The organism is Xylella taiwanensis, from assembly GCF_013177435.1.
Lineage (GTDB): Bacteria > Pseudomonadota > Gammaproteobacteria > Xanthomonadales > Xanthomonadaceae > Xylella > Xylella taiwanensis.
Genome location: NZ_CP053627.1, coordinates 2,693,568 through 2,717,923 on the forward strand (window position 1 = coordinate 2,693,568; position 24,356 = coordinate 2,717,923).

Consider the following 24,356-nt stretch of genomic DNA (forward strand, 5'->3'; position numbering starts at 1 on the left):
GAGATCAGTGCTTCATTGAGGACGGTGACGTGACGCCTACAGCCGGGGGAGCAGCACTTGGACTGGCGTCCTCAACCTGGAGATTCACGTAAGCCTCGCCACGGAGCTCCTGCAAGAAGCGTTCATAGGCTTCCTCCAACTTGCGCTGGCCAATCATCTCGCGAACCTGGGAACGTTGGTTCTCACTGTTGACGTCTGTCTGGCGCGTGCCCAGACGCTGCACGATGTGCCAGCCGGCTGCGGTACGGAAAGGTTCCGAAACCTTGCCGTCAGCAAGCGCTTTGATATGGTTGCCGAAGTCAGCTCCAAAAGCATCCACCGGGAACCAACCAAGATCTCCACCCTGATTGCGGTTGTTGGCGTCCTCCGAGGACTCTTGAGCGACGGCCTGAAAATCCGAACCAGCAATGATACGTGCACGCAAGGTGCCGATTTTGGCCTTGGCTTCAGCGTCGCCCTGGTCCCCATTGACACGAATCAGAATGTGGCGGGCATGGTATTCGGTGACCATCTGTTTCGTGCCAGCGGCCGCACTATCGCGCACTTCTACGAGCTTCAGTAGCTGAAAACCGCTGGGGCCACGCAGCGGCCCCACCACCTGACCAGCCTGCATGCCGTGAACCATCTGTGCAAATGCTTCAGGGATCTCGTCCAGGCTACGCCACCCCAAATCGCCGCTTTCAAGCGCATTAGGACTATCGGAATAACGCACCGCGGCGGCGGCAAAGCCAAGCTCCCCCTTATCGATCAGGTGCTTAATACCATCGACTTTTTTCTGGGCAATCGCAATCTGTTCGGAAGTAGCCCCCTCAGGCAAGCCGACCAAGATGTGTTGCAGGTGGTACTGCACACCGCTGTTAGCCTGCTGGGCAACTGCAGTGTCGACTTCACCCTCGCTGACCACAACGCGACTCTGCGCAAAGCTTTGCCGCAAATGCTGCATGGTGATCTCATCACGCACTGACTGGCGAAATTCGGGGAAAGGCATCCCTTCTGCAGCCAATTTCTGGCGGAGGCCATCAACACTGGTGCCATTGTTATCAGCAATGCTAGCAATGGCGTGATTCAATTCATCGTCACTGACCCGGATACCATTGCTCTGCGCGCGCGCGACTTGGAGCTTGATCAAAATCAGCCGTTCCAATACTTGCCGCTGCAAGACTTCATCCGGAGGCAACTGGGCTTCATGGCCAACATACTGTGACTTGACATTGCGAATGGCGCGATCGAGTTCACTCCTCAAAATCACATTGTCATCAACGACAGCAACGATGTGATCCAACGATTGCTGTCGTGCCGACGCCACCGGCAAGAACACACTGGACACTGCCAACAGCAAAGAGAGAACAACGGGAAGAGGTCTGGTCATGGAATCTGATTTGGATCGTAAGCGTCCGGATCGGTCGTCGTGTTGCTAGGCGGAACCAAGTAAAGGTCATCGCGATAGTAACCAAGAATAGCACGGCGCAGGACGCGATCTGTGTCCTGCCCCACTGAGCTCAACCCCTTAAACACAAACTCCAACTGAATGGAATTGTCCATGTCACCCGTGCGGTTACGCATGTGGCGACGAAACACGGTGCGCACGGCCAGGCAGCAACTGTCCCACTGGAGGCCACCGATGATTTCTAACGGCTTCTTATCCAACAACGAATAGTAGTAACGACCAATGGCGCTCCACTTGGGATTGATTGGATACAGGAAAGAAATATCCGTCTGTTTGAGCTGGTCGGTACCATCCAAGGTATTACGCCGGTAACGGTAAGCCAAGTTGATGATTCCATCGCTACCGATCAGGTAACGAGCACGGAGACTGGCCAGGTCATCGCGGCGGAAGTTAGGATTCCACTGGTAAGTCGCGTTTAGCATCCAACGGTCGTTAATGTTGTAAGCCACGTCGCCCACCCAAGCTGACTTGCCCTGTTCAACGCGTTCCTCACTATCATTCAAGGTGACAAGCGAGTCTTTAAAGTACAGGATCTGACCGACACTCAGCGCAAGCTCTTCCTTGCCAGTTTCTTGATGCAGCCAGCGTGAAGTGACCGCTAGAGTCAGCTGATCGGCATCGTTTTGACGATCGGGACCGGTATAACGGCTGTCGCGGAATAATTGTCCCCAACTGAAGGTGAAAGCACGGGTATCGAACAGCGGCAGGTCGCTCTGGTTGCGATATGGGACATACAAATAGTAAAGCCGCGGCTCCAATGTGTTCAGATAGCTCCTACCGAAAACATTTGTCTCACGATCCAAGTACAACCCCGAATCTAAAGATACGATCGGCACGCTGCGCATCGGCGTGCGATGACCATTCAATTGATCTGCAATGCCTCTGTCCAAATGATACGCAGAATAGCGCCAAGCAACACTTGGAGTGACGTACCAAGCCGCACCGGTCAATGGCAGCAATACATAAGGCTTCACATCCAAGCGACTGCCACCGTAGTAAGGAATCACCCCACCGGTACGGCGATAGCTGCCATCACTCTGTGATGCCACCAAGTAAGCATCATCATGCTGGAAACGCACTGCCTCGCTGTACACGCCGAATTCCAGCGAGTCAGACACCGGCTTGTTCCAGTTGAAAAACAAACGCGGCTGACGGTTGTAAGCCAACGCACTTTCATCCAGGCTGTAATCGGTGAGCTGCCAGCGATCAGCCATCAGACCAGCCGTCCATGTGTCACCTATACCGTACACACCGACCGTACTTTGCAAGCTTGACAGGGATGACATCCCAACAAGGCGACTGGAAAAATCCTCCGTGTAGCGGGTATCACTGACCCAAGCTAACGAAGCACGCGCCTGCCAGTGGCTATCAATATTGTGGTAGCCACTGAAACTAAAACTCCCACGGCTTTTATCGCGCAACCTATCGTTAGGGATGTAAGCGGCACGCGTCTGCCCCTTGCCGCCATCGTACAGATAGCGAAATTCGGTATCGAGCATGGCACCACGCTTCTGCATGTAACGCGGATACAGCGTGGCGTCATAGTTCGGTGCCAGATTGAGATATACCGGCTGGGTGTAGTCGAAACCATTTCGACCGGAATAACTCAACTGCGGGTAGAGCAAGCCAGTTTGGCGGCGATTGTCGATCGGAAATTTAAACCAAGGCAGATACAACACTGGCCATTTGCCAACCTCGAACACCGCATGACGCGCAACGCCGAAACCCTCCACATTATCCACATCGATCTGGGGAGCACGGACCCGCCAGACTACCTGCGACGGATCGCAGGTGGTGTAGGTAGAGTGGTACGTTCGTCCCACCTGGCCGTGGATATCGACAGACTGGGCAACGCCATTGCCACGATGATCAATCAATTGATATCGAATGTTGCTGATCTTATGGACATCGGTATTCTGGTTGCCTTCAGCACGGTCGGCAATCACTCGGACCGAAGCGTCCTGGTAGCGGACATGACCCTCAGCAATGTAGCCGCCGGTCTCGGTGTCTATCCGCACACTATCAGCACCCAAGAACTGATCACCACGCACCAAAACAACATTGCCCTGGTACAGCGGGGTGCTTGCGGTACCGGTGAGCGTGTCACCCTCGATATTGGTCGGCAATTGGGGACGGATCTGAGCCACATGCTTATCCGTCTTGGGCGCCTGCTCAAAGCCCTGTAACGGCAACGTCGCAGGGCACAGCCCCCAATTAGGCGGTTTCTCTTCTGCCAGCGCCGACAGACAGATAGCAATACTCAAAGGCAAGGGCAGCAGGTGGAAAACTCGGTACACGTGGTCAGATCGTCAGTAAAACGTCCATTAGCTTGCCGCATCCCCTCGGTATGGACAATAAAGCGAGATGCCACCGTTCAATAGCTACTGATCATGTATCACTACCTCTGCCGGGAGAACAAGCAACGCACCGACATAAGCCATACAAGTATTGCGCAGCGTCTGCAGGTCGTCCCTCTTGTTGACATCAACACCAACCTTCCGCCGGCGTAGCCACTTGCCAACGCACACAGTTCAACGTTCATTCAAGTAACAGCTTCCTCTTGCAACATCAGATCAGCCTGGAAATCCTGACAATGTACGCGGAAGCCGGACGAGATCGATATCAACGGCGCGCGAACATCGTTGCATCACTTGTATCCGTCATCCGCTTCGGATGTTGCGAACGTCGAATCCATCGCTGCCAAGTGACAACAGCACGTTGTGGATGTTCGTGAACACCGCCAGAGAACGGATATTAGATCCGACCGATGCCTGCTGCAGGACTGCACCCGCCACTCACGTCCAAAATTTGTCTGAGTCCCATTGCCGTGGCACATGTCGAAATCGATCATCGCGATCCGCCACAGACCATCCATCAAATACCCTCTGCACGCCAGGCACTTGGGATAACCCTGACAGGAATCCACACAAGACGGGATGCGTGAAAAGCAGCGCTTGATTCAGCCAATGCCAGAGACCGGCGTAACGATCACGCCACGGTGGTGAGATATGCGCAGCACCACAGCATTTCACTCAAGATCAGCAGGAGTGACAGGTCGGAAGTTTATTGAAATCACCGATGACCTGTAGGCGCACCGCCCCAATGGCAATGGCACCGGTACGCCGGTCTTACACTCAACACGGCACGTCAGCATGCATATGCCATTAAAATCAGCTTCCAGTGTTTGATGCCGGCATCGCACATCACAACGTCACCGCAGAATGTGCGATCCCCCCCTCCAACCCGAATCAGCAATGTTGTATCGCTCAACACAAGGGCATGCCATAACAGATCCAACAACACTGGAAGCAAGCTAATCATCGAGTCGACCTTGTCGACCATCACTCAGATGCAACCGGTGTCGCACCACACGGATACTGTTGTCGCCTCCGGTCCGATCATCCCTATGCGATAAACCCCGCCCTCCTTTCGCAAGAGCCTATGCATCGTGCCAAGCAGGCAGCCCCAGAGGCCTATCAGTCCTGTAGCGCCGTACTGGGCAACGCGACCGGCTTACCGACAGCCAAGATTGGACACCGCGACCGCATGAATGTCCAAGAGACACACCCCCCTGGATCAAGCGACCCATGCAACGGCCAGCACCACCGCTAACCCTGATCGATGAAGCGGCGCACGGGTCCAATCTCAAGAGACGAACGCTTATCATGGCGCAATGAATCAACTCCATGATGTCTTGATCATCGGTGGCGGTTTAGTCGGCGCTAGCCTCGCGATCGCCCTGGACCGGATTGGCATGGACGTTGGCTTGGTCGAGGTCACTCCACCGGCCACGTTGCCAACAGTATTCGATGAACGCAACCTCTGTTTCGCCGCAGCTACGGTCAATGCGTTAGACGCACTCAAGGTCATGGCACGGATACGCCACGCCGCCGGACCCATTCGGCGTATCCATGTGAGCCGCACCGGCGACTTCGGCCGGGTGCTACTGGATGCTACGACCTATGGCCGTGACGACTTCGGCCACGTGGTCGTCGCACGTGATTTCGGTGAGGCTCTGGAAAGCCGACTCACCGAACTCGGTCAGCTGACCCGCTACCGCCCGGCACGCTGCATCGGCCTGACTCCAGTCACCGACGGCCTACGCGGAGTGCGCATCGCCAATGCCGACGGCGAACACCTATTACGTGCACGTCTGGTGGTCGGCGCCGATGGCACACATAGTACGGTGCGCCATCTGCTGCACATTGAGACGCAGGAGCACGATTACTGCCAGACACTTTTCGTCGCACGGGTACAAGCTACCCGCGTACCCGATGGAACCGCCTACGAACGTTTCACCGAACACGGCCCTACCGCACTGTTGCCTCGCGCCGACCGCCACTATGGCGCGATTCATTGCGTCGCCCGTACCGAGGCCAATACAGTCGCTGCACTGGATGAGACCGGCTGGCTGACACGACTGCAACACGCCGCCAGCTGGCGTGCTGGCCGCTTCGTCGCCAGCGGCACGCGCAGCGCGTATCCATTGGTGCAAGTGGTGGCACGTCGTCTGACCGCCGAACGTGTCGTGCTGCTCGGCAACGCCGCACAGACGCTGCACCCGATGGGTGCCCAGGGCTTCAACCTGGGCCTGCGCGATGCGCTCACCTTGGCTGAACTGATCACCACTGATCACACCGACCCCGGCGCAACCACACTGCTTACTACCTATACATCACGGCGACACACCGACCGCGAACAGACACTCGCGTTCTCTACCGGCTTGGCACGACTGACCAGCAACGGAGCGCCGCTGCTGCGGCCGCTGCGCAGTATCGGCCTGCTGGCGGCCTCTCACATCGGCGGGCTGCAAGCACGCCTGGTGAGCGGCGCGATGGGCTTCCGTGGCGAGGTACCCCACCTGTGTCGCAACAACGTATGAGCCGGACTCACCGACCCGATGTGCTCGTGGCTGGTGGCGGGATCGTCGGCGCCGCCAGCGCCCTCGCCTTGGCAAAAACAGGATTACACGTGACCCTGATCGAAGGATGCGAACCGCCGCGTTGGCAGGCAACGGTTCCGGATGTGCGTGTATACGCATGTGCCCCAGACAGTGCAGCACTGCTGCACACATTAGGCGTATGGCCAGCGGTGCGCGCGACACGTGCACCGGCATACCATCGCATGCGTATCTGGGACAGTGGGGGAGGGGGCGAATTGTGCTTCGACGCCGCCACACTGGGCCGTGAACAACTCGGCTGGATCGTCGAGAACACCCTGCTGGTAAACCAACTGTGGGCCGGACTCGCTGAAGCAGGCGTACACCTGCATTGTCCGGCACGCATCACCGCCTTGGAACAAGACACCGATAGCGTGCGTTTACGCTTGGAGGATGGTCGTCGGCTCGAAGCACGCCTGGCCATCGCTGCCGACGGCGCCGATTCCACCTTGCGTCAATTGGCTCACCTGCCAGTACACCGACATGACTATGCACAGCAAGGTATCGTCGCCTTTGTCGCCACCGAATACCCACACGAAGCCACCGCCTGGCAACGCTTCTTGCCGACCGGACCATTAGCATTCCTGCCATTTACTGATGAGCGCAGCTCAATCGTCTGGACGCTCCCCGATGCCGAAGCAGAACGCGTCCTGGCACTGGACGAAACCGCATTCGCACGCGAACTGACCGCCGCATTCGGTGGGCGCCTTGGACAGGTAGAAGTGGTTTCGCCGCGAACGGCCTTCCCACTGCGCCGGCAACTGGCCACCGACTACATCGCCGGCCGTGTCCTGACACTGGGCGACGCTGCGCACGTCGTGCATCCATTGGCTGGACAGGGCGTCAACCTCGGTTTGCGTGATGTCGCCGCGCTGCAGGCACTGATCCAGCAGGCGCAAACACGGCGTGCCGACTGGGCCGCACCACACCGGCTACAACGCTGGGCACGTCAGCGCCGTAGCGATAACACCCTCGCCGCCTATACTTTTGATGCGATTAACCGGGTGTTTTCAAACGACACCTTTCACCTGACCCTGCTGCGTGGCGCGGCACTGGGCTTGGTCGACCGTCTGCCACCGCTGGTCCACGCCCTGTGGCGTCGCGCTTCAGGAATGCAGTGATCCCATCACCGCGACATGCATCCCCCAACGCTGCAGCGGGTGCGAGTGGCGCCCAATCACGTCTTCGCCACACATCGCGGATCGATACAGCCTGCCTCCTGATTCACCGCCGCTGTACCTGGGGTCGTCTCAAAAAACGGGGAAGTAAAGCACGCTAAGCCAGAAACAGTGTCCGTCTCTTGCTCAGATGGCTTCCCGTATCCGTCTGATATCGCGATTGGGTGGCTCTCCAAATAGCCGCCTGTATTCCCGACTAAACTGCGACGCACTCTCATACCCTACGCGCACCGCCGCGCTGCCCGCATCCAGGTTTTCGTTGAGCATCAGTTGCCGCGCATCTCGCAAGCGCAGATTCTTCAAATACTGCAAGGGGCTCATGCCAACTACAACGCGGAAATGCTGCCGGAAAGTTGCCGGACTCATGTGGGCTTTGGTCGCCAAATCATCCATCGCTACGTCCTCCGTATAGTGCTGCTTCAACCAGGTGACTACCTTGGCAATTTGCCGACTCGGTGTGCCGACTGCGACGAGACGGCGCAAATTCGGACCATGCTCACCATTCAGTAGACGGACAACTATCTCCTGCTGAATCAAAGGAGCAAGAAGAGGGATGAGCTGCGGTTCAGCCAGGAGGCGGATTAACCGGGTCAATGCGTCCTGCAGACCTTCATCCAACGTCACGACGGATATCGCTCGCGTCGTTGCAACCTGGAGCGGCGTTGCAAACTCCATCTCGGCGACCATCTGCGCAATGACGCGAGCATCCAACTCCAGCCTCACGCCGAGGTAAGGTTCAGTGGAGCTGGCACGCGTGACATATGACACGACGGGCAGATCTACGGTCGTGACGAGGGATTGTCCAGCCACATAGTCAAAGATCGCATCGCCCAACGTCACCCGTTTGTCGCCCTGCACCGCCAGTCCAAGGCCAAGACCGTAAATGCAGGGCATCGGATCGGTCGCGGAACTCCGCCGATAGAGCATAAGCGCTGGAATCAGCGTGCTGTAATCTCCATCGTTTTGTGCAATGTTTCCGACTAGGCAAGCAAGTTCACCAACGTTTGCCTGTGTATGGATTGCCATTCCATTTCTACGTAAAAATAGTGTGCTTGGCGGTAGTTTGCGAAGCTGAAGCTCCGCATTACCAGATAACGATCTATTCCTAATTCGATTGTAGTTCATCGAATTAGGCAAGAATTAAACCAGTTTTGGCAAACGCTCCCGGGGGCTTCGAAGCCACACTACTTGTCATCGGAGCATGCACAACTCGCCAAGGAGCGAAGATGAAAAACTTACTGCTGATTAACGCCCACCAATTGTACGAAACCATTTCTCCAGGCAGGCTGAACCGCAGCCTGGCCGGCATCATCAAGGAAGACATGGAGAAACGCGGCTACAAGGTGCGGCAAACCGATATCGAGTCCGGCTACGACACGGATACCGAGGTACAGAACCACGTTTGGGCCGACCTCATCATCCTGCAAGCGCCCGTATTCTGGTTCGGGGCACCGTGGATTTACAAGAAATACGTTGACGAAGTTTTCTCGGCTGGCTTGTCCCAGAAACGCTTGCTGACTGGTGACGGCAGAACACGGGAAAACCCGAGCAAGCAGTACGGCACGGGTGGTCTGATGCAGGGCAAGAAATACATGCTGTCCCTGACCTGGAATGCCCCCAGGGAGGCATTTGATGACAAGGATCAGGTCTTGTTTACAGGTAAGACGGTGGATGACGTGTTTGTCGCCAATACCGCCAACTACACATTTTGTGGGGCGGAAATCCTGCCCTCGTTTTCCTGCTACGACGTGATGAAAGCCCCCGACATTGAAAGCGATATTGCGCGGCTTCGTGAGCATCTAGCTGCGATTTCTGGATGCACCCCGTAACTCCAACCCCAAGGAGAATGGATATGAACACATGTTTGATTCGTGCTGCGATCGTGGTGACTCTGGGACCCGCGGCGGCTTGCCACGCGCAAGCTCAGCACTAGTCGTCGGCGGCACAGCCGCAGGTGACATGATGGTCACCTACGCCATCAAAGACCCACGTTGGTGCAGCTTCGATTTTTGACAAAAGAATCCAATGCCGCGCCGTTGGATGCCGCCGCCGCCATGAATACCCATCTCGATTTGCTGTGATCCAGATGGCAGCGAGTGACACCACTGTAGTGCAGCCCGAAGTCGCCACTGAAAATCCCTTTGGTTACACCCCACACACCTACGAACACCCGTTTGACTCATCAAGAAAATACGTGGATCTCAAACAGCGTATTGAAACCCACTCAATTGGTGATGGTCTGCGTCAGCGATTCCCAGGTAGGGGGCGACGGCCAGTCAGGCTCCTGATGACCATTGAGTACACGACGCAGATCCCGCTTGTCGATCTGCGGTGCAAGCACGTGCACCAACTCCAACACGTAGTCACGCAATACGCGATTGCGCGGCAGCACAGCCCAAGCGATGCATTCAGGAACCGGTGCCAGCCAAGTGCGCAAATCAGTGTCGACCGCATTGACCGCCATCTCCGCGAGAATGCCCACACCTAGGCCGGTACGGACATAGGTCTTGATCAAGTCAGCATCGAGTGCTGTCAACACAATGCGCGGCTCCAACCCGAGACTGGCAAAAGCACGTTGCAGTGAAGATGCTGGCCGGGTTGAAGATTCGTAACTGACCAACGGATATTCAGCTAGCGCCGCTACATCTGGGGTGCTGCCTAGTGTGTCCAAAGGATGACCACGCGGCACAATCACCAAGCGCCGCCATCGATACAGCGGTACCGCAAGACCTGCCGCAGGTTCACTGCCAGCCGTACTCATTACTGCAATATCGCCCCCTCCCGGGCCAAGTGCATCCAGCACATCGCTCTCAGCCACCTGCTGCAAATGCACACTGACCTGCGGATAAGTCTGCTTGATCAGCGCCACAGCAGGCGGCAGCACGAACCGCGCTTGAGTGTGGGTGGTGCTCAAAGTCAATTGCCCCTGGTGCTCACGGCGCTGATTCGCCGCATAGGTACGGATGTTGTTCACTTCGACCAACATCGCCCGCGCGCGCTCAATCACCTCCTCCCCGGCAGGTGTCACCGCTTCCAAACTGCGCCCCCGGCGCACAAACAGGAGGAAGCCGAGCTCGTCCTCCAGCTTTTTCAGTTGCTTGGACAAGCCCGGCTGAGTGGCATGTACACGCGCAGCGGCAAGCGTAATATTGAGATCAGCATCGGCAATGGCTACGAGGTAGCGAAGTTGAGTCAACGTCATGGCAGGCCGGTGATGGCGAAAGCAAGAACGACTGTAGATCACTTCCGTTAAGAACTTAATAACTAACGGCTATTTTCCAAATGCACGAAGTCATTTCCTGGGAATATCAGTCAGACGCTACGGTCATGGCTCCCGATCTCAGCTCACTCTAGTGACCGCCAGCGCTCTGTTCCCTCTATTCGTCAACCTGCACGACCGGGCCGTGTTGGTGGTCGGCGGCGGTAAGGTGGCCGAACGCAAGACCGAGGCACTGCTGAAGGTGGGTGCCTTACCGATCATCGGCGCACCACGTTTGACGGCATCTTTGCATCGCTGGACCGAAGCCGGTCGTATCACTTGGTGGCAGGGGACATTTGAAGACACCTGGCTGAAAGAAGACATCTGGCTGGTCATCGCCGCCACCGATCAACCCGAGGTGAACCACGCCGTGGCACGCGCGGCGCACGCACAGCGGCTGTTCATCAATGTAGTGGACGATATCGCGCTCTCCAACGTTCAAGTCCCAGCGGTGATCGAGCGCGGTCCGTTGCGGATCGCGATTTCCAGCGGTGGTGGCGCACCGATGGTGGCACGTCATCTGCGACAGCAACTCGAAAGCCTGATTGACGATAGCTGGGGTCGACTGACCACACTGTTCACGCAACGCCGTGACAAGATCCGTGCCCGCTATCCAAACACGGGAGCACGCCGCCGCTTCTTTGAAACCCAACTGGCCGGTCCACTCCCACGACTGCTACGCAAGCAACACCACGCAGCAGCCGAAGCAACACTCGACGCAGCACTGGCCGAGACGCCCCGCCCCGTGTCCGGCACCGTGACCCTGGTGGGCGCCGGTGCCGGCGATGCCGGCCTACTGACCTTGAATGCGCTGCGCGCCCTGAATGAAGCCGACGTGATCCTCTACGACCGGCTGGTCAGCGACACCGTGCTGCAGATGGCACGGCGCGATGCTGAGCAGATCGAGGTGGGCAAATCTGCAACTGGCCACAGTGTGCGCCAAGAAGACATTCACGCGCTGATGCTGGAGCACGCCCGTGCCGGCCAACACGTAGTACGGCTGAAAGGCGGTGATCCATTCGTGTTCGGTCGCGGCGGGGAGGAGCTAGAGTTCTTACGCACCCACAGCATCCCCTATGAAGTCGTCCCCGGGATCACCGCTGCTCTGGCCTGTGCCGCCTATGCCGGTATCCCGTTAACTCACCGCGACCATGCTCAGTCATTGCGTCTAGTCACCGCCCATTGCCAATCCTCACTGGACACCCTGGACTGGGCCGTGCTGGCACAGGAACGCCAAACTCTGGCGTTCTACATGGGCGTAGCGGGACTGAACACCATTCAGCAGCGCCTGCGTGAGGCCGGACGGGCCGATTCGACTCCTTTTGCATTGATCGAAAACGGTGCACGTGCACAACAGCGGGTGCTCACCGGAACGCTGGAAACACTGGCACACACCGCGCAGATATACGCGGTACACCCCCCCGCACTGCTGATCCTCGGTGAAGTGACCGCGTTCGCCGCACAACTGCATTGGTTCGGTACCGCACCATTATCTGCCCCGTTGCTGCACTCATCCTGCAACTAGATATCCGAGACACCCGCATAATCAGTGCATCTCCCTCGATCACCTCCACAGAGACCTTCATGACTATCTACAACACCATCCTGGACACCATCGGCCACACGCCCGTGGTGAAACTGCACCGCATCGCTCCGGAGCACGTGGACCTGTACGTCAAGGTTGAATCATTCAATCCAAGCGGCTCGGTCAAAGACCGCTTAGCACTGGCCATTATTCTCGACGCCGAACAACGCGGCTTGCTGAAACCCGGCGACACCATCGTTGAAGCGACGTCGGGCAATACCGGCATCGCCCTGGCCATGATCGCCGCCGCGCGCGGCTACACGTTCGTCGCCACCATGGTTGAAACCTTTTCGATCGAGCGGCGCAAACTGATGCGCGCCTATGGTGCCAAAGTGATCCTCACTCCGGCCGCCGAACGCGGCAGCGGCATGGTACGTAAGGCCAAGGAACTCGCCGAGCAGCACGGCTGGTTTCTGGCCAGCCAGTTCTCCACTCCAGCCAACGCGGCCTACCACCGCAACACCACCGCCGCCGAGATCCTGCGTGACTTTGCTGGGCGCCGTCTGGACCATTTCGTGAGCGGCTGGGGCACCGGCGGCACGCTCACCGGGGTCGGCGAAGTGCTGAAAATCGCTCGCCCGGACGTCAACATCACGGCTAGCGAACCCGCCAGCGCAGCACTGCTACAAGGCAAAGACTGGCAACCGCACAAGATTCAGGGATGGACGCCCGACTTCGTACCAGAGGTGCTGAATCGTTCCGTTCCGCACCAAGTCCTCAGTGTCACTGACGACAATGCCATCGCTGTTGCACGTCGTCTAGCTGCTGAGGAAGGTATTTTCACAGGGATCTCCGGCGGTGCCACCGTCGCCACTGCACTTCAGATCGCCGAGTCTGCCGAACCGGGTGCCGTGATCCTCGCGATGCTGCCAGATACCGGTGAACGTTACTTCTCCACCCCTCTGTTTGCTGATATCAACGAGCACTCAGACGACGAATGGCTAGCAAGTCTCGGCTGAAGACACCAACATTTTTCTGACCTGTCACATGCGGCAGCGCTTCACGGCCACCGCGCTGCCCATCATAAATAAAGGCGGACATGTCACTTGGACTCCGAATCGATGATCACCACTCAAGCCAGCCTAGATGCTGCAGTCACACCAAGAACACAGCAGGATGCATGAAAGAGGTGGTTGCGCTGTCGCGGTACACGCCCGTCAGGACGTTCCTCCGGATACGTGCCCACCGTGGTTGGTGCAGCGCCGTTGTCGCTGCGGCCGCAACCGCTGCCAACATTGGCACTACCACACGCCCCACGGATGACGTTGGTCGTACATATCGGCAGTGCCAGCGCCTGGCTGCTGTACTTGCCGATACTCGCACGCAAACGGAAACCACCCTCATCTCTGGCAGCCCACCGGCACATCTGGCGCAGAGCGGTCCGTATTGCCATCACGCAACCCGTTGAGGATCAGGGCTGATCCTCAGCCAAACCGACATCACCGTACAAGTCTCTGCCACCTGCTGTCGCCAGTCGCGTTGGCGGTTTTGCAATACATGCTCATCTCAGTAAAGGAAACCCGTGTGCGGACCACATGCGGCAACGTCTGCTTGAATCACTGCGCTGTATACGCCGCAAGGCGGTAGCACCGCGTCACCTCAAGAAGGACGCGTCGTAGCACATAGCACTTGAACCCTTGTGCAGCTGACTGAAGCGACGCTTGTCACAATGGGAAAAAATGGTTGCAGTAAACCGCACCGCCTGCCCAACATGCACTACACGCAGCATGCCAATATGGCTCAACGGCACAGCACTTCTGCAAAAGAAACACCACCAAAGCGACCGTAAGCACCATCGCATACCTCCGCAACGCAAGCCAATTCAGTACCAGTAAGAGCGTGCAAGCCACGCACCCCCGGACACCTATTGCAGCTGCCCCAACACAAACGACTGGAAATAGATTCAACACGAGCATCACACCCCCGGAAGCATATATCCGGTGCATCGCGTCCCAGCGCCCAACCACAAGATGTTGCTTATTATTTGGTCCGTCTTGTACAGCAACGGACATCACACGCCGGCACGCTCACCCACTCAAGATCGACAGCCACATCACCCACCAAAGCGATGCAAGTATCAGCAACCGTCCATGTACGTACAGTCATGTACTGCATCAAACCGCATCCAGCGCCATACAGGACACCGCTGCTGCATCACAGACTGCATGACCCGATACATCATGCTAATCAGCCGCAAAGCAACACTATTTTCTAAGGTTTCCCCGCAAGTGCCACGCCGCAGCGTCACCTGAAGCGTCACGCACCCCACCCACGATGACGTTCGCGAGCAAGCCACCGACCAATCGCTGCGCCATCTAAACACCGAAGGCACCGGCATCGCAGCCAGCGCCTTCGCCACAATGACCAGACCAGACCAGACCAGCTCACCCCTTCCACTTGCCAAGGGCGGCCAGACCATTCTCCTTGGCCCGCTCGTAGACAACCTGCTGCGCCTTGGCGAAGTTACCCTTCATGTCCTGCGACCACAACTTCAACGCCGCCTGCTGCATCGCACGGCCATAAGAAAAGCTCAACGGCCACGGTAAGTGATCCAATTGATTCATCGCATTCAAGTGTGCTGTGGACTGCGTATCCGTCTGCCCACCAGATAGGAACACAATACCTGGCAAGATCGCCGGCACCGTTGATTTCAAACACATCACCGTGGATTCGGCCACTTCTTCAACACTGGCCTGCTCATCACAGTCCGTACCGGCGATCACCATAGACGCCTTTAGAATGCTCCCTTCGAGCACCACATTCTGTTCGTACAGCGCATTAAACAGTGAACGCAGCGTCGCTTCGGTCACTTCATAACAGACCGAGATGTCATGACTACCATCCATGATCACTTCCGGCTCGACCATCGGCACCAAACCCTGTTCCTGGCACAACGCCGCATAACGCGCCAGCGCGTGGACATTGGCTTCGATGCACATCCCCGACGGAATATCCTCGCCAATGTTGATCACTGCACGCCACTTAGCAAAGCGTGCACCGAGCTTGTAATACTCCTCCAGCCGTGCACGCAATCCATCCAATCCCTCCGTGACCAGCTCGCCAGGACAACCCGCTAACGGGTACGCCCCCTTGTCAACCTTAATCCCTGGGATGATGCCATGCTCAACCATGTACTTCGGAAACGGGACACCGGCCTTCGTCGACTGACGGATGGTCTCATCGAATAGAATCGCGCCAGAAATATAATCACTCAATTTAGGCGTGGTCAGCAGTAACTCTCGGTAGGCACGGCGATTCTCCTCGGTATTCTCGATACCGACACTGGAAAAACGCTTGGCAATGGTGCCGGCGGACTCATCAATTGCAATGATGCCCTTGCCCGAAGCGACCATCGCTTGGGCGGTTTCTGCAAGCTGTTCAATACTCATTGGATTCCTATGGCAGCTGCGGGGAAAGCGGAAGTATAGCGATGAAGACCGTAAGAACATTCCCTTTGAAAAAAGATACGCATACAGTCACAGTCGCTAAATTCATATAACAATCGCACCCTGCTCTGCTGTGCCACTTCCGGCGCACCAGTGCAAGAACCCGAACAAGGCCACATCAAGCACATCGAACAACGGCAACCACCACGCGCGTGCCCATTGTCCGAGCACCGATCCGCTTCCCCCTCGCTCCCCGGATGTGCTCCGCCGCATCGTGCAGATACCGCATCTGCAGTGCTCCAGGAAAACACAGCACCCACGAAGTCGACCATCTGGCACACCAAACACCAGGCCCACGCCGGCTGCACGTGCCGCCATATCGTCGTCACGCCCACTGTCCAGCAGTACGACTAGCACATCGGTTGCAAACAGCACCCTACCTAACTAGGGAGATGCAACCAGCACCCACCATCACCTGAATCACCAATATGCTCCTGGCGCACACACCGCCATTGAGCATGACGCCGCCATAGGGATTGGATGCGCTGAACAACAGCGCAACCACCAGCCGATGCACGCACAACATGCACACCACGACTCAAGCGCAACTCAGATACCCCATCAAATCACACATACAACACAGGCCGAGACATTCAGGCATGTTAGTAAAGACAGCAACTTCTTCAAACGCCTGCTCTGCATCGACCACAACAGCAAAATCATTGCTTCCCCAAGATCTCCCCTCCTCAGTGAAGCATTCTCTTGTTCGGCATGCCTAGAGTTCCCACAGGCCACTGACACGCCCATCAGCGCCAACCTCAAGCAAACGCAGCGTATTGGTAGCACCGAGGGTTTCCATATGCTCACCACTCGTGAACACCACACGATCACCCGGCCCCATCAAGCCAGACTCGACCAACAGGCGGATCGTCGCTCTTGCCGCCTCACGCGGAGTCAAACCACGGCTGTCAAAACTCATCGGAAATACACCACGCATCAGCACCATGCGCCGACGCACATCCTCATGACGCGTAAACGCATAGATCGGGACCTGTGACCGGAACCGTGACAGAAACCGCGGAGTGGCGCCGGATTCAGTCAACGCCACCACACCGCCAAGGCGAATGTGCTCGGACAAGAACATCGTTGCCATCGCGATCGCATGATCAGCACGCTGTAAGTTACGCTGCGCTGCCTCGTAGTCAGTATCGAACTCAAACTGGTGTTCGGCTCCCAAACAGATACGCGCCATCGCTTCCACGGCCTTGACCGGATAATCACCTGCCGCCGTTTCAGCTGACAGCATCACCGCATCGGTCCCATCAATCACCGCGTTGGCCACGTCTAGCACCTCGGCACGGGTAGGCATCGGACTCTCAACCATCGATTGCAGCATCTGCGTGGCGGTGATCACCACCTTGTTCTGTACTAACGCTTCCCTGATGATCTTTTTTTGCAAACTCGGCAATTGAGCATCACCGATCTCCACGCCCAAATCGCCACGTGCAACCATCACCACATCCGACGCCTCAACAATCCCGGCAAGATTCACGATCGCCTCAGCACGCTCAATCTTAGAGACCAGTGCGGCATCGCAGCCGTACTGCCGAGCGATACGGCGCGCCTCATGCATGTCTTCTGCATGACGGCAAAACGACACTGCAATAAAGTCGACCCCTATCTTGGCAACGATGCCAATCAGTTCACGGTCACGATCGGTCAGCGCACCCAGTGACAAACCGCCTCCTTGCTTATTCAGCCCCTTACGATCCGACAGCACGCTGTCGTTAAGCACCGTGGTCACAATACGCTCACCCTGCACGTCGACCACCTGCAATTGCACAAGCCCATCATCCAGTAACAGGACATCTCCCACACCGACATCCTGCGGCAAACCAAGATAACTGACCCCAACCTGCGTGCAATCACCCATCGGAGCGTTGACAGCAGCGAGCAGATCGAAGCGCGCATGAGCCACGAGCCGGACTTTTCCCCCGGTAAAACGTCCAATACGGATCTTTGGACCGGGCAGATCGGCAAGGATGCCAATCTCAACACCCACACGCGCGGCGGCAGTACGCACTTCAGCGGCACGCTTGGCCTGATCTGAGAAATCGCCATGACTGAAATTCAGCCGCACCACATTGACACCAGCCTTAAACAGCGCATCAAGCACACCGGGCGGATCTGTCGCTGGCCCAAGCGTGGCAAGAATCTTGGTGCGGCGCTGACGCTCAGACATAGAAAAATCTCTTTAACAGAAGCCCGGCAAAGTAACACAGGCTTCTTTTTTCCAGAATGTCATGCATACATGGCCACACGCCTGTTTTCAGGATGGCTGCACCTCAATGCCGGACAGAAAACACAGCCATCGTCCCGAGCGCATCCCAGAACAGGTCGAGACCTTGCAAAACACGCCCAGTGATTCCCCAGCAGCACACTCCCAGATGCGGCCACCCCTATTCCTCTACCCGCAGCACGCAACGACATCACGCAACGTTCACACTCCCTTTGTCTAGCATCACCCCCTCAAGCACGGCTTCATTGTGGACCACATCCTTTCACCATCAGATCGACATTAAAAATGTGCGTCTCATCACTACTGCGATCCATCATGAAATACACCGCCATGCACCACACAAAGCGCTAATGACTGCAAGCCGCCCCGCTATATACACCGTGGGCCTCAAGGGCAGTCTGCATGCCACCCGCAAGCGTCGGATACGGCATGATGTTCCCATCGGACTGCATCAATAAGACTGGCAATAAAACACCAGCGCCCATCCGACAAAAACAGCTCAGCACAGCAGCAACCGAATATCAGGAAGCACTCAAACGCACCACGACACCATCCCCGGCACCCAATCACGCAACACTATGCAGGGATGCAGCACCCCGGGAGGAATACCCATTTGAATTGACCAGAACGCCACGCGACACGGCACGCAGCACCACAGCGCTTACTGGCCGCGCGCCTGCAACGCAGCGACCGCCGGCAACGTTTTACCTTCCAAAAACTCCAGGAAAGCGCCACCGCCTGTGGAAATGTAGTTGATCTGGCGAGCAACGTTGTATTTATCAACAGCGGCCAAGGTATCGCCCCCGCCAGCAATCGAAAACGCAGGCGAAGTAGCGATCGCCCGCGCTAACGCCTCGGTGCCCTTGCTGAAAACATCGAACTCAAACACACCGACCGGACCATTCCAGACCACCGTGCCCGCCTGACCAATCAGCGCCGCATAGTGCGCCGCTGTCTGCGGACCAATGTCCAGAATGAGGTCATCTGCAGCCACTGCATCGACCGCCTTCACCGTTGCCGTGACACCAGGTAAAAACTGCTTGGCGACCACTACGTCGGTGGGTAGCGGAATCTCAGCACCACGCGCTTTCGCCACAGCAACAATCTTTCGTGCCGTCTCGACCAAATCCACCTCGCACAACGACTTGCCAACGGCGTAACCGGCAGCGGCAATGAAGGTATTGGCAATGCCTCCCCCCACGATCAATTGGTCAACGTTGTTCACCAGATTGGCAAGCAACTCCAGTTTCGTCGACACCTTACTGCCACCCACAATCGCCAACAGCGGTTTCACCGGATGCTCTAAGGCGCGACTCAAGGTATCCAACTCGGCCATCAACAACGGACCGCCGGCAGCAATCGGAGCACAATGGATCACCCCGTACGTCGAAGCATGAGCCCGGTGCGCCGTGCCAAACGCATCCATCACGAACACATCACACAACGCCGCATACTTCCTCGCCAAAGCAGCGTCATTCTCAGCTTCGCCGATATTCATCCGACAGTTTTCCAATAAGACCACCTGTCCTGGCGCGACCTGCACGCCATCAACCCAATCGCGACGCAACGGAACCTCGACCCCAAGCAATTGCGACAGGCGCTTGGCGACAGGCGCCAATGAATCCTCCTCACTCCAAACACCTTCCTTCGGACGGCCCAGATGCGAAGTGACCATGACCGCCGCGCCTCGCTCCAATGCCGCCTTGATCGTCGGCAGCGAAGCAATGATGCGCTGCTCGGAAGTAATACGGCCGTGCTCAATCGGTACATTCAGGTCCTGACGAATCAGCACCCGCTTATCGGTTAGAGCGAGATCGGTCATGCGAACGATGGACATCACGATTCCTTTGGATGATAGAAAAAAACGCCATTGTCCCCGTTCATCTTGCAGCAGGTAAACACCAAACATATACACCCGTCAGCCTGCCTCCCATTGCAACAGCAGCAGCGTGCTGCCATGCCATGCGGTGCCGATATCCACCCAGAATGAACAAACAGATCACTACACGGCGATGTGTAGCGACACACCGTGCAGCAAACCAGGGGATGTTCCCACATCCGATCCTCGCCACCAGGCCCCACAGGTAAACAACATGATGCGCTGCACATCCGCACACATCAGATCGACGGCCGCCGGCCCCCAACCAAACATCTTGACAACGCCATAGATATATGTACCTCATGAAGCCCGAACCCTGATCGGGCACTGACGCACCACGCTGCTGCTCAATCGCCAGGAAAAACGCCAATCAGCGTTCTGAAGCGACATCTCTTACAAAAGCCGCGGTTGAACGATTGGTTCACTCCATCTACAGCAAGCGTCGGTGATGGCAGCGACCTGCAAACACCTTGCCGTGACCGGCACGCAGGCAATGCACCCGATGATGCCTTCATCCCAGTGTGGTGACGCACTGAACAGTTCCCGCAGCAAACATACACCGCCGTTCCAATCCGAAACGGCGCTCCCACATCGTGGACGCCACCGCCAACCATAAAAGGTATGCATTGGACTACGCTTCCAAGTGCTCCAAACAAAAAGACTCCCCAAACCATCATGCCTGCGGCGCCACACCTACAATGCTTGCAATCGCATGCGCACTGCTCAAGCCGCCATCGGCACTCAGCCATTCGATATTGTCATCAAGCCAATCGCGTCCCTTTGACCCAGCCTCACCAACACCATCGGTGTGCTGGATCGGGACAATGCATTGCCCCGATGATGACATTGCAAAAGACGCTCAACAGCCGTGTTTGAGCAATGCCTGCACGATATCGCGCTTCAGCCACGCGCAGATGCCGGCCAGACATCCTTCACGTCTACGCTGGTCACTGACGCAACTACGTAGCCATATGGATATCGCTCTCCATAGACTTCCCAAACGCAGCAACTTGCATGGTGTAAAGACTGAATAGGACAGGACGATGCTGCTTGCTCGCCAATAACGCCGGATCGCACAGGCAACACGCTACCGTGTTGCCTGTTGTCGCTTGGCAGTAAACGCAACATTGCCCGCGTTACTCAACCAGGCACAGGAATACCGCCACACCGGCAACCGCTGCTCCCATTCTGCCGCGCTCTGGCCGGTCAATACATCGTGTCAATCATCCACCGTACATCGCCAGTGACACCGTACGCCTCATCCATGACGCCAGCGAAACCCCGGTCACACCAACACTGCTCACCTAATGCACACGATGACCGGCACACCAAATCACGGGATTGATTCTGCACATGTGCGGGTGATCAGCAGCAGCCGTCCGAATTCTTTCAAGCTGCACCAGTCAATCAGGGCCAGAAAAACACTCGAAACGCTGACAGACATCCCCAACATCATCCTTGAGGTAAACACGGATGGCGGCAGCAACGCTACATTCCAGCAAGCACCAGGAGAAGATGTAAACGTTCACACCCACCACAGCAACCAGGATCAAACCCCAAGCGACACCGCGAACCTTATCGATACACGCCCACGTGCCGCATGTGGCTTCCAGCACACACTCCACACGACGCAATAGCGTTTTAAAGACAGAAAGATGCGCGCTTGATGGATGATTTGAAATCAGCGCACAACAGATCGGGCACGTTGCAACACGCCGCTGTACTACGACAATGGCACTATTTTTCAGGCACCAACTCGCATCCAAAGACGCAGCGTGTTAAGAGTGGTCATCCCCTTGATGCACGCCTTCCCACTGGGGACGTTTGCCACCGTTGCAACACGAAGACATCACACACCCGGACGGGGGAGTAGCCACTCCGTTAGAATTACCACGATTTGCAGCCCATCGAGCGTTCCATGACGTGCCGCACCCGCTTTGCTCCCAGCCCCACCGGTTACCTGCACATCGGCGGCGCCCGTACCGCGCTGTATTGCTGGCTGGAAGCGCGGCGCCGCAACGGGCAATTTTTGCTGCGCATCGAAGACACCGACCGCGAACGCAGCACCCAAGCCGCGATCGACGCCATCCTGCACGCTATGGACTGGCTGGGGCTGGACTACGACGCAAGCCCGGTCTACCAAACCCAGCGCATCGAACGCTACAACCAGGTAGCCGAACGCCTGATGGCCGAAGGCAAGGCTTACTACGCTTACGAATCCAAGGACACCCTGGACGCGATGCGCGAAGCAGCGCTGCGTACCGGCGAAAAACCACGCTATAACGGTGCTGCGCGCGACGCTCACCTGCCATACCGCGATGATCCCAATCGGGTCATCCGCTTCAAAAATCCGCACTCAGGCGCCGTGGTTTTCGACGATTTGATCAAAGGCCGGATCCAGATCGCCAACAGCGAGCTCGACGACATGGTGATCGTTCGTCCGGATGGCTATCCAACGTACAACTTCGCCGTGGTTGTGGACGACTGGGATATGTGCATCACCGAGGTCATCCGTGGCGACGACCACATCAACAATACGCCGCGGCAGATCAACCTCTATCAAGCCCTGGGCGCACCCGTGCCGAGATTCGCGCATCTGCCAATGATCCTGGACGAACAGGGCGCCAAGCTGTCCAAGCGCACTGGTGCGGCCGATGTGATGCAGTACAAAGATGCCGGTTATCTGCCCCATGCACTGATTAACTATCTGGTGCGGCTGGGCTGGTCGCACGGCGACCAAGAGCTATTCAGCCGGCAAACACTCATCGACTTGTTTCAAATCAGCGATGTCAACTCCAAAGCAGCGCGCCTGGACATGGCAAAACTTGGCTGGGTTAACCAGCACTATTTGAAGACCGATGACCCGGCGACCCTTGCCCCGTCACTGGTCTGGCACCTGGAACAGCGCGGTATTGATGTCAACACCGGCCCTGCCCCAACCGACGTTGTCCTGGCCTTGCGCGAACGTGTTCAGACACTAAAAGACATGGCCGAGAAAGCGGAGATATGGTACCGCCCGCTACAGTGCTATGACGCAGCGGCCGTCGCCAAGCATCTCAAGCCGGGTGCCGACGCAGCTTTGCTCCACGCGCGCACCCTGTTAGCTGCACTGCCCGCGTGGACTGTGCACGCCGTGGACACAGCCCTGCGCGATACCGCTACGGCGCTGGAGATCGGCATGGGCAAAGTGGCGCAGCCGTTGCGTGTGGCTATCACGGGTACCCAGGTGAGTCCTGACATCGCCTATACCGTTTACCTGGCTGGCCGCAGCGAAGCCTTAAAACGCATTGATGCGGCACTCATCAAGATTGCTATGGCCTGAACTCCACGGAACGTCTCATGAGCAACCAGCACGGCTGTACCGATCCCCACCACCACGTACACGACGCACCTGCGTTCATGCGTGCGGTGGAACACGCCTGCAGCGAACGTGGATTACGTCTGACCCCCATCCGCGCAAACCTATTGCGTCTGATTGCCCATGCCGGCAAGCCAGTGAAAGCGTATGAACTGCTGGAATGGGTACGTGAGGGGAAGGGCGTCGGTGCCGATGCTCCACCCACGGTCTACCGCGCGCTGGATTTCTTGATCACCCATGGTTTCGTGCACAAACTGGAATCGATCAACGCCTTTATTGCTTGCCACCATCCGAACAGCAAACGCCATTCAGTCCCCTTTCTGATCTGCGATCACTGCCATAACGCGGTGGAATTAGAGGACAAGAATGTGGTCGCCCAACTGGACGCATGCGCCAGAGCGCTGGGTTTCCAACCCCAGATGCAAACGCTGGAAGTACATGGGATATGTGCCACGTGCGCTGCACAACGCGACCCAGCCGCCTCCGCTTAAGTGGTGTTGCTGCTGACTGAAAAACAGCCCATCCGCTGTAAACCATGTGTTGCGGCCTGACCAGCATTTCAGCAAGGGGTCGTCTCAGAAAACGAAACATAAAGCACGCTGCGCCTGGTTGACGAGCGACTTCCTGCTGAGCATCACCAACCATTTGTGAGCAGAGGCGACGTAGGCCACGACAGGCACCACGGCAACGCCTCACCACACGTCACGAGAGAACCGTGATTCAGGTTGAAATAGAACGTGCCAGCATCCCCGGTACGCAGAGACTGCTCGTGCTGCGATGCGTCCGGGTGATCCGGCATGTTCATGCGTGCTGCAAAGCGGGGGCGCTGCTCGGGAAGCAAGGCCACATCGCACTACACACGGTTGTTGAGCATCCAGACGCCGTATGCCTGGCCCGCGGCCTGCTCACCGACGATGAGATCAGTGCTCACAGCAACCTCTGCTCGCACGAGATCCATTGAGAACGGCATGGGGATCGGTCACACAGGTCACCTTCGCCAACAATGAAGTAAGCACGCTCCAACCA

General features: G+C 57.1%; 22 protein-coding genes. 11 read left to right on the forward strand and 11 right to left on the reverse strand.

What is annotated here, in order from left to right; translation table 11 throughout:
- Positions 1-4: 4 nt before the first annotated feature.
- The 3 genes from PLS229_RS11310 to PLS229_RS12840 form a co-directional block, all read right to left on the reverse strand.
- On the reverse strand, positions 5-1,369 hold the full coding sequence (locus tag PLS229_RS11310) for a peptidylprolyl isomerase (protein ID WP_038269799.1): 1,365 nt from the start codon (positions 1,367-1,369) through the stop codon (positions 5-7).
- Positions 1,366-3,744 carry an LPS-assembly protein LptD gene (lptD, locus tag PLS229_RS11315; RefSeq protein ID WP_038269796.1) on the reverse strand — a complete coding sequence of 793 codons (2,379 nt, stop codon included), beginning with the start codon at positions 3,742-3,744 and terminating at the stop codon, positions 1,366-1,368. The genes PLS229_RS11310 and lptD overlap by 4 nt, the downstream gene beginning before the upstream one ends.
- 350 nt (positions 3,745-4,094) lie before the next feature.
- A complete protein-coding gene (locus tag PLS229_RS12840) occupies positions 4,095-4,322 on the reverse strand; it encodes a hypothetical protein (protein ID WP_114867200.1) in 228 nt (75 codons plus the stop codon).
- Positions 4,323-4,888: 566 nt separating this feature from the next.
- Between PLS229_RS12840 and PLS229_RS11325 the strand changes: the two genes are divergently transcribed.
- The 3 genes from PLS229_RS11325 to PLS229_RS11335 all read left to right on the forward strand — a co-directional run bounded on the left by PLS229_RS11325 (position 4,889) and on the right by PLS229_RS11335 (position 7,507).
- The gene (locus tag PLS229_RS11325; RefSeq protein WP_160165108.1) at positions 4,889-5,059 is read left to right on the forward strand and encodes a hypothetical protein; all 171 of its coding nucleotides are present in this window, start codon (positions 4,889-4,891) and stop codon (positions 5,057-5,059) included.
- Between the two features lie 61 nt (positions 5,060-5,120).
- Complete coding sequence (gene ubiH / locus PLS229_RS11330; RefSeq protein ID WP_038269792.1) at positions 5,121-6,329, forward strand: 2-octaprenyl-6-methoxyphenyl hydroxylase; 1,209 nt, start codon at positions 5,121-5,123, stop codon at positions 6,327-6,329.
- Positions 6,326-7,507 carry a UbiH/UbiF family hydroxylase gene (locus tag PLS229_RS11335; RefSeq protein WP_038269789.1) on the forward strand — a complete coding sequence of 394 codons (1,182 nt, stop codon included), beginning with the start codon at positions 6,326-6,328 and terminating at the stop codon, positions 7,505-7,507. Before ubiH ends, PLS229_RS11335 begins: the two co-directional genes overlap by 4 nt.
- 183 nt (positions 7,508-7,690) lie before the next feature.
- Here the strand turns inward: PLS229_RS11335 and PLS229_RS11340 are convergent, their stop codons facing one another.
- On the reverse strand, positions 7,691-8,458 hold the full coding sequence (locus PLS229_RS11340) for an AraC family transcriptional regulator (RefSeq protein ID WP_230428258.1): 768 nt from the start codon (positions 8,456-8,458) through the stop codon (positions 7,691-7,693).
- A 332-nt stretch (positions 8,459-8,790) separates the two neighbouring features.
- Here PLS229_RS11340 and PLS229_RS11345 point away from each other — a divergent pair, with 332 nt between their 5' ends.
- The gene (locus tag PLS229_RS11345; RefSeq protein WP_038269784.1) at positions 8,791-9,393 is read left to right on the forward strand and encodes an NAD(P)H-dependent oxidoreductase; all 603 of its coding nucleotides are present in this window, start codon (positions 8,791-8,793) and stop codon (positions 9,391-9,393) included.
- A 31-nt stretch (positions 9,394-9,424) separates the two neighbouring features.
- A complete protein-coding gene (locus PLS229_RS11350) occupies positions 9,425-9,577 on the forward strand; it encodes a hypothetical protein (RefSeq protein WP_160165107.1) in 153 nt (50 codons plus the stop codon).
- 211 nt (positions 9,578-9,788) lie between these two features.
- Here the strand turns inward: PLS229_RS11350 and PLS229_RS11355 are convergent, their stop codons facing one another.
- Positions 9,789-10,766, reverse strand: a complete 978-nt coding sequence (locus PLS229_RS11355) for a LysR family transcriptional regulator (protein ID WP_038269781.1) — start codon at positions 10,764-10,766, stop codon at positions 9,789-9,791.
- Between the two features lie 151 nt (positions 10,767-10,917).
- Here PLS229_RS11355 and cysG point away from each other — a divergent pair, with 151 nt between their 5' ends.
- Together cysG and cysK are read left to right on the forward strand one after the other, a co-directional pair.
- Positions 10,918-12,348: a siroheme synthase CysG gene (cysG, locus tag PLS229_RS11360; RefSeq protein WP_038269779.1), complete on the forward strand. Its 1,431-nt coding sequence runs from the start codon at positions 10,918-10,920 to the stop codon at positions 12,346-12,348.
- A 59-nt stretch (positions 12,349-12,407) separates the two neighbouring features.
- Positions 12,408-13,367, forward strand: a complete 960-nt coding sequence (gene cysK, locus PLS229_RS11365; protein ID WP_038269776.1) for a cysteine synthase A — start codon at positions 12,408-12,410, stop codon at positions 13,365-13,367.
- A 113-nt stretch (positions 13,368-13,480) separates the two neighbouring features.
- Here the strand turns inward: cysK and PLS229_RS11370 are convergent, their stop codons facing one another.
- From PLS229_RS11370 to PLS229_RS11395, 6 genes are all read right to left on the reverse strand, one after another.
- Positions 13,481-13,801, reverse strand: a complete 321-nt coding sequence (locus PLS229_RS11370; protein ID WP_038269774.1) for a hypothetical protein — start codon at positions 13,799-13,801, stop codon at positions 13,481-13,483.
- Positions 13,802-14,792: 991 nt separating this feature from the next.
- On the reverse strand, positions 14,793-15,797 hold the full coding sequence (locus tag PLS229_RS11375) for a class I fructose-bisphosphate aldolase (RefSeq protein ID WP_038269772.1): 1,005 nt from the start codon (positions 15,795-15,797) through the stop codon (positions 14,793-14,795).
- A 102-nt stretch (positions 15,798-15,899) separates the two neighbouring features.
- Positions 15,900-16,229 carry a hypothetical protein gene (locus PLS229_RS11380; protein ID WP_038269769.1) on the reverse strand — a complete coding sequence of 110 codons (330 nt, stop codon included), beginning with the start codon at positions 16,227-16,229 and terminating at the stop codon, positions 15,900-15,902.
- Between the two features lie 340 nt (positions 16,230-16,569).
- On the reverse strand, positions 16,570-18,036 hold the full coding sequence (gene pyk, locus PLS229_RS11385) for a pyruvate kinase (RefSeq protein WP_038269766.1): 1,467 nt from the start codon (positions 18,034-18,036) through the stop codon (positions 16,570-16,572).
- A gap of 718 nt (positions 18,037-18,754) precedes the next feature.
- Positions 18,755-19,930 (reverse strand): phosphoglycerate kinase, encoded by a 1,176-nt coding sequence (locus tag PLS229_RS11390; RefSeq protein ID WP_038269917.1) that lies wholly within the window; start codon positions 19,928-19,930, stop codon positions 18,755-18,757.
- Positions 19,931-20,645: 715 nt separating this feature from the next.
- On the reverse strand, positions 20,646-20,819 hold the full coding sequence (locus tag PLS229_RS11395) for a hypothetical protein (protein WP_160165105.1): 174 nt from the start codon (positions 20,817-20,819) through the stop codon (positions 20,646-20,648).
- Between the two features lie 469 nt (positions 20,820-21,288).
- On the opposite strand from PLS229_RS11395, the gene PLS229_RS11400 reads away from it, so the two are divergent.
- From PLS229_RS11400 to PLS229_RS11415, 4 genes are all read left to right on the forward strand, one after another.
- Positions 21,289-21,609, forward strand: coding sequence for a hypothetical protein (locus tag PLS229_RS11400; RefSeq protein ID WP_038269764.1), 321 nt, complete (start codon positions 21,289-21,291; stop codon positions 21,607-21,609).
- Between the two features lie 281 nt (positions 21,610-21,890).
- A complete protein-coding gene (gltX, locus tag PLS229_RS11405) occupies positions 21,891-23,294 on the forward strand; it encodes a glutamate--tRNA ligase (protein WP_038269762.1) in 1,404 nt (467 codons plus the stop codon).
- A gap of 17 nt (positions 23,295-23,311) precedes the next feature.
- The gene (locus PLS229_RS11410) at positions 23,312-23,821 is read left to right on the forward strand and encodes a Fur family transcriptional regulator (RefSeq protein WP_038269759.1); all 510 of its coding nucleotides are present in this window, start codon (positions 23,312-23,314) and stop codon (positions 23,819-23,821) included.
- Between the two features lie 224 nt (positions 23,822-24,045).
- A complete protein-coding gene (locus PLS229_RS11415) occupies positions 24,046-24,291 on the forward strand; it encodes a hypothetical protein (RefSeq protein ID WP_152536557.1) in 246 nt (81 codons plus the stop codon).
- Positions 24,292-24,356 lie beyond the last annotated feature (65 nt).

What these genes read in the sequence shown, in the direction of transcription:
- PLS229_RS11340 (WP_230428258.1), bottom strand. Translation starts at nt 8,458, where the DNA reads ATGCCCTGCATTTACGGTCTTGGCCTTGGACTGGCGGTGCAGGGCGAC.
- PLS229_RS11410 (WP_038269759.1), top strand. Translation starts at nt 23,312, where the DNA reads ATGAGCAACCAGCACGGCTGTACCGATCCCCACCACCACGTACACGAC.
- PLS229_RS12840 (WP_114867200.1), bottom strand. Translation starts at nt 4,322, where the DNA reads ATGGATGGTCTGTGGCGGATCGCGATGATCGATTTCGACATGTGCCAC.
- PLS229_RS11310 (WP_038269799.1), bottom strand. Translation starts at nt 1,369, where the DNA reads ATGACCAGACCTCTTCCCGTTGTTCTCTCTTTGCTGTTGGCAGTGTCC.
- PLS229_RS11345 (WP_038269784.1), top strand. Translation starts at nt 8,791, where the DNA reads ATGAAAAACTTACTGCTGATTAACGCCCACCAATTGTACGAAACCATT.
- pyk (WP_038269766.1), bottom strand. Translation starts at nt 18,036, where the DNA reads ATGTCTGAGCGTCAGCGCCGCACCAAGATTCTTGCCACGCTTGGGCCA.
- cysK (WP_038269776.1), top strand. Translation starts at nt 12,408, where the DNA reads ATGACTATCTACAACACCATCCTGGACACCATCGGCCACACGCCCGTG.
- PLS229_RS11335 (WP_038269789.1), top strand. Translation starts at nt 6,326, where the DNA reads ATGAGCCGGACTCACCGACCCGATGTGCTCGTGGCTGGTGGCGGGATC.
- PLS229_RS11390 (WP_038269917.1), bottom strand. Translation starts at nt 19,930, where the DNA reads ATGTCCATCGTTCGCATGACCGATCTCGCTCTAACCGATAAGCGGGTG.
- PLS229_RS11400 (WP_038269764.1), top strand. Translation starts at nt 21,289, where the DNA reads ATGACCGGCACACCAAATCACGGGATTGATTCTGCACATGTGCGGGTG.
- PLS229_RS11375 (WP_038269772.1), bottom strand. Translation starts at nt 15,797, where the DNA reads ATGAGTATTGAACAGCTTGCAGAAACCGCCCAAGCGATGGTCGCTTCG.
- PLS229_RS11325 (WP_160165108.1), top strand. Translation starts at nt 4,889, where the DNA reads ATGCATCGTGCCAAGCAGGCAGCCCCAGAGGCCTATCAGTCCTGTAGC.
- gltX (WP_038269762.1), top strand. Translation starts at nt 21,891, where the DNA reads ATGACGTGCCGCACCCGCTTTGCTCCCAGCCCCACCGGTTACCTGCAC.
- PLS229_RS11355 (WP_038269781.1), bottom strand. Translation starts at nt 10,766, where the DNA reads ATGACGTTGACTCAACTTCGCTACCTCGTAGCCATTGCCGATGCTGAT.
- PLS229_RS11350 (WP_160165107.1), top strand. Translation starts at nt 9,425, where the DNA reads ATGTTTGATTCGTGCTGCGATCGTGGTGACTCTGGGACCCGCGGCGGC.
- ubiH (WP_038269792.1), top strand. Translation starts at nt 5,121, where the DNA reads ATGAATCAACTCCATGATGTCTTGATCATCGGTGGCGGTTTAGTCGGC.
- PLS229_RS11395 (WP_160165105.1), bottom strand. Translation starts at nt 20,819, where the DNA reads ATGTCATCATCGGGGCAATGCATTGTCCCGATCCAGCACACCGATGGT.
- PLS229_RS11370 (WP_038269774.1), bottom strand. Translation starts at nt 13,801, where the DNA reads ATGGCAATACGGACCGCTCTGCGCCAGATGTGCCGGTGGGCTGCCAGA.